This window comes from Pseudomonas sp. NPDC087817, from assembly GCF_044742875.1.
Taxonomy (GTDB): Bacteria; Pseudomonadota; Gammaproteobacteria; order Pseudomonadales; family Pseudomonadaceae; genus Aquipseudomonas.
Map to the genome: position 1 here is coordinate 6,748 of NZ_JBIUVJ010000099.1, position 4,390 is coordinate 11,137.

General features: G+C 56.2%; 4 protein-coding genes. 2 read left to right on the forward strand and 2 right to left on the reverse strand.

What is annotated here, in order from left to right; all coding sequences use genetic code 11:
* The coding region (gene erpA / locus ACIONG_RS28610) for an iron-sulfur cluster insertion protein ErpA (protein WP_401304228.1) at positions 1–258 on the forward strand (258 nt) is incomplete at its 5' end.
* 74 nt (positions 259–332) lie between these two features.
* Here the strand turns inward: erpA and ACIONG_RS28615 are convergent.
* Positions 333–1,424 (reverse strand): anhydro-N-acetylmuramic acid kinase, encoded by a 1,092-nt coding sequence (locus tag ACIONG_RS28615; RefSeq protein ID WP_401304231.1) that lies wholly within the window; start codon positions 1,422–1,424, stop codon positions 333–335.
* Between the two features lie 3 nt (positions 1,425–1,427).
* A complete protein-coding gene (locus tag ACIONG_RS28620) occupies positions 1,428–2,852 on the reverse strand; it encodes a peptidoglycan DD-metalloendopeptidase family protein (protein WP_103304381.1) in 1,425 nt (474 codons plus the stop codon).
* A gap of 213 nt (positions 2,853–3,065) precedes the next feature.
* On the opposite strand from ACIONG_RS28620, the gene tyrS reads away from it, so the two are divergent.
* Entirely contained in the window at positions 3,066–4,265 is a 1,200-nt protein-coding gene (tyrS, locus tag ACIONG_RS28625) for a tyrosine--tRNA ligase (RefSeq protein ID WP_401304234.1), read from the forward strand.
* Positions 4,266–4,390 lie beyond the last annotated feature (125 nt).

Below are 4,390 nucleotides of genomic sequence, written 5' to 3' on the forward strand. Positions count from 1 at the left end.
CGCTTGAAGCTGCGCGTATTCGTTACGGGCGGCGGTTGTTCGGGGTTTCAGTACGGTTTCACCTTCGATGAAGATGTGGCCGAGGACGACACCATTGTCGAGCGCGAAGGCGTGAGTCTGGTGGTGGATCCGATGAGTTTCCAATACCTGGCGGGTGCCGAAGTGGACTACCAGGAAGGTCTGGAAGGTTCGCGCTTCGTGATCAAGAATCCGAACGCCACCACCACGTGTGGTTGCGGGTCTTCGTTCTCGATCTGATTGCACTCGCTGCACACAACAAAACGCCGCAGAGCCTCACGGTTCTGCGGCGTTTTTTATTGTTAGCGATTTATTCAGTTGGGATAGATGGCGCCGAGTACGCGCAGGCCTTTGGCGCCGGTGACGCTTGGGCGATTGGCAGCTATGCCTTCGAGGCAGCAATGAGCCAGCCAGGCAAAGGCCATGGCTTCGACCCAGTCTGGATCTACGCCGTGGGTGGCGGTGCTGGCGACTTTTGTATTCGGCAGCAAGTCCGCCAAGCGTTGCATTAGCGTGGCGTTGTGTGCGCCGCCGCCGCAGACCAATAGCTCCTGCGTATCCGACTGGGCGCTTTGCAGCGACTCGACGATGGTCAGAGCGGTCAGATCGAGCAGCGTGGCTTGCACGTTTTCAGCGGGGAAGGCTGGCAGGTGCGAAAGGTGTTGCTCCAGCCAGGGTAGGTTGAACACCTCTCGTCCGGTGCTTTTCGGGCCCTTGGTGACGAAGAATGGATCGCTGAGTAGCGCTTCCAGTAATGTCGGCTCAACGGTACCTGTTTTCGCCCAGTCTCCATTGCGATCATAGTTTTCGCCGCGTTGCTGCTGAATCCAGGCGTCCATCAGAACGTTCCCAGGGCCGCAGTCGAAACCGGCTACAGGCTTGGTCGGCTCAATCAGGCTGAGATTGCTGAAACCGCCGACATTCAAGACCGCCTGGTTGCCGGTACGCTCTTCGAACAACGCTTCATGGAAGGCTGGCACCAGAGGCGCGCCTTGGCCGCCGGCGGCGACGTCTCGACTGCGGAAGTCACTGACGACGGTAATGCCCGTCAGCTCGGTCAACAGGGCAGGGTTACCAATCTGTACGGTGAAACCGCGAGCGGGCTCATGGCGGATGGTCTGGCCGTGGCTACCGATTGCGCGGATGTGTTCAGGTTTGAGTTGCTGCTGATCGAGAAGGGTATGAATGCCCTGGGCTGCAAGCTTCACCCAGTGCTGCTGAGCAATCGCCGAGCGGGCGATCTCGTCGGGACCGCTGGCGCACAAGCCGAGGAGCTCGGTGCGCAGCGATTCAGGCATGGGAATGTAATGCGTGGCGATCAGCTTGATCGCCGAGGTCTGTTCGATCAGGGCGATGTCCAGACCGTCAAGGCTGGTTCCGGACATCACGCCGATATACAGGGCCATGGCTTAGCGCTTGCTCGAGGCCAGCATGGTGGCCTTCTCTTGGTCCATGCGTGCCATCAGCGGCTGGCTCTGAGCGAGGAAGCGAGCACGCTCGGCTTTGGCAATCGGATCGGCCATTGGCAGCTTCTGGCCCAGTGGGTCGACGTGTACGCCGTTAACCTGGAACTCATAGTGCAAGTGTGGGCCAGTCGACAGGCCGGTAGTGCCTATGTAGCCGATCACTTGGCCTTGTTTGACAGTACCACCGGTTTTCACGCCTTTGGCGAAGCCCTGCATGTGACCGTACAGCGTGCGGTAGGTGTTGCCGTGCTGGATGATCACCGTGTTGCCGTAACCGCCGCGGCGGCCGGCGAGCAGCACTTTACCGTCACCGGCAGCCTTGATTGGCGTGCCGCGTGGGGCTGCGTAATCAACGCCTTTGTGAGCGCGGATCTTGTTGAGGATCGGGTGTTTGCGGCCCATGGAGAACTTGGAGCTGATACGGGCAAAGTCCACCGGCGTACGGATGAACGCCTTGCGCATGCTGTTGCCATCGGCGGTGTAATAGCTGCTGTTGCCTTGCTTGTTGGTGTAACGCACGGCGGTGTAGGTCTTGCCGCGGTTGGTGAAGCGCGCCGAGAGGATCGGGCCATTGCCGACAGCCTTGCCGTTGACCACTTTCTGTTCGTAAATCACGTCGAATTCGTCGCCCTGACGGATGTCCTGAGCAAAGTCGACGTCATAGCCGAATACGCTGGCCATATCCATGGTCAGGCTATGTGACAGGCCGGCGCGGGCAGCAGACTGAGACAGCGAGCTATTGATTACGCCGTGGACGTAAGCGGTGCGAACGGTTGGCTTTGCAGTGACGCGATTAAAGGCATAACCCTTGTCATTCTTGGTCAGGGTGATGGTTTCAACATCACTGACCTTGCTGTGCAGGCTGGTCAGCTGGCCTTCGGGGGTGAGTTCAAACTCGAGCTTCTGGCCGTGTTTGAGCTGGCTGAACTGCTTGGCTTGCTTGTCGCTGGCCAGAATTTCATGCACGGCCGCGGCCGGCAAGCCTACCTTTTCAAACAGCGTAGATAGCGTATCGCCTTTCGCGACAACAACTTCTCGATGACCTGGGGCTTTTGGTTTTTCGGCGACGGGTGCCGGCGCAGGTGCGGCTTCAGCCGTTTGCGAAGTGGTTTCGTCGCTGTTTTCTATCTGTGCAAACGGGGAGGTTACAGGCTCATTTGTGGCTTGAGCCGCGTCGGCAGCGTCTTGATCTTGTGTCAGTTGTTCAGCAGGACTTTCCAGTTCAAGGCTCAGGGTCGTCTTTTTGGCTTCAACATCGCTGGAAGGAAATACCAGGAGCGCCAGGCTAAGTAGGGCGGCGATTCCACTTGCGGCGAGCAGGTGGGTCTTCGGGTAAAGCGGTGGCGCTTTAGACGGTTCGGTGGTCATAAGTAATTTTGACTTTTGAAAAGTGATGAATTGGAAAAGATGAATGACATGATGAAGATGAAATAACTGTATAAAATATAACCAAATCATCTCTGAAGCAAGTCTACAGACGCCTCGTCTGTGGATTGGTGTCCGTGTGCCGGGCAAAACTTGTAATTGGTGCACGATCTTGTATGGTTGGTTCCCTTTGAATCTGAGCCTTGCGGGTCTGTTATGAAGTCGGTTGAAGAGCAGCTAGCGCTGATTAAACGTGGTGCGGAAGAACTATTGGTCGAGTCCGAGCTGATCGAGAAGCTCAAGCGCGGCCAACCGCTGCGTATCAAGGCTGGTTTCGATCCGACCGCCCCGGATCTGCACTTGGGTCATACCGTGCTTATTAATAAGCTGCGTCAGTTCCAGGAGCTGGGGCATCAGGTGATCTTCCTTATAGGTGACTTCACCGGGATGATCGGTGACCCGAGTGGCAAGAGCGCCACTCGTCCGCCACTGACTCGCGAGCAGGTTCTCGAGAATGCCGAGACCTACAAGACTCAGGTTTTCAAGATTCTTGATCCGGCGAAAACCGAAGTTGCGTTCAACTCCACCTGGATGGATCAGATGGGGCCGGCGGACTTCATTCGCCTGACTTCGCAATACACTGTCGCTCGTATGCTTGAGCGTGATGACTTCGACAAGCGCTACACCACCAATCAGCCGATTGCCATTCATGAGTTCCTCTATCCGCTGGTTCAGGGTTATGACTCGGTTGCTCTGCGCGCGGATGTCGAGTTGGGTGGTACCGATCAGAAGTTCAATTTGCTGATGGGTCGTGAGTTGCAGCGTGGTTATGGTCAAGAGGCTCAGTGCATTCTGACCATGCCGTTGCTTGAAGGTCTGGATGGCGTGAAGAAGATGTCCAAGTCGCTGGGCAACTATGTCGGTATTCAGGAAGCTCCGGGTGTCATGTATAGCAAGCTGGTTTCGATTCCGGATGCGCTGATGTGGCGTTACTTCGAATTGCTCAGCTTCCGTTCGATGGATGAGATCAATGCGTTCCGTGCTGATGTAGAGGCGGGTGCCAATCCTCGTGACATCAAGATCAAGCTGGCTGAAGAGATCGTTGCGCGTTTTCATGGCGAAGAAGCAGCAGCGAATGCTCACCGCGGTGCGGGCAATCGCATGAAAGAAGGTGAGTTGCCGGATGATCTGCCGGAAATCGAACTGACCTCTGCTGAGGATATGCCGATTGCCGCAGTCCTTAATAAGGCAGGCCTGGTGAAGAACTCGGCAGCTGCTCGTGATCTGCTGGCAGCTGGCGGTGTACGTATAGATGGTGAGGTGGTTGATCGCTCCTTTATATACGCAGTGGGCGCGACCCACGTTTGCCAGGCTGGCAAGAAGGCTTTTGCACGCATTACGCTGAAATCTGAATAAAGTTGGAATTGGGGGTTGACGGCGAATTCTAGAGGTCTATAATTCGCCCCACTTCCGGCGCAGTCGAAACGGAAAACTCCTTGAGATTCAATGAGTTATACGGTTTTCGAGAGTGGGTCGCTTCA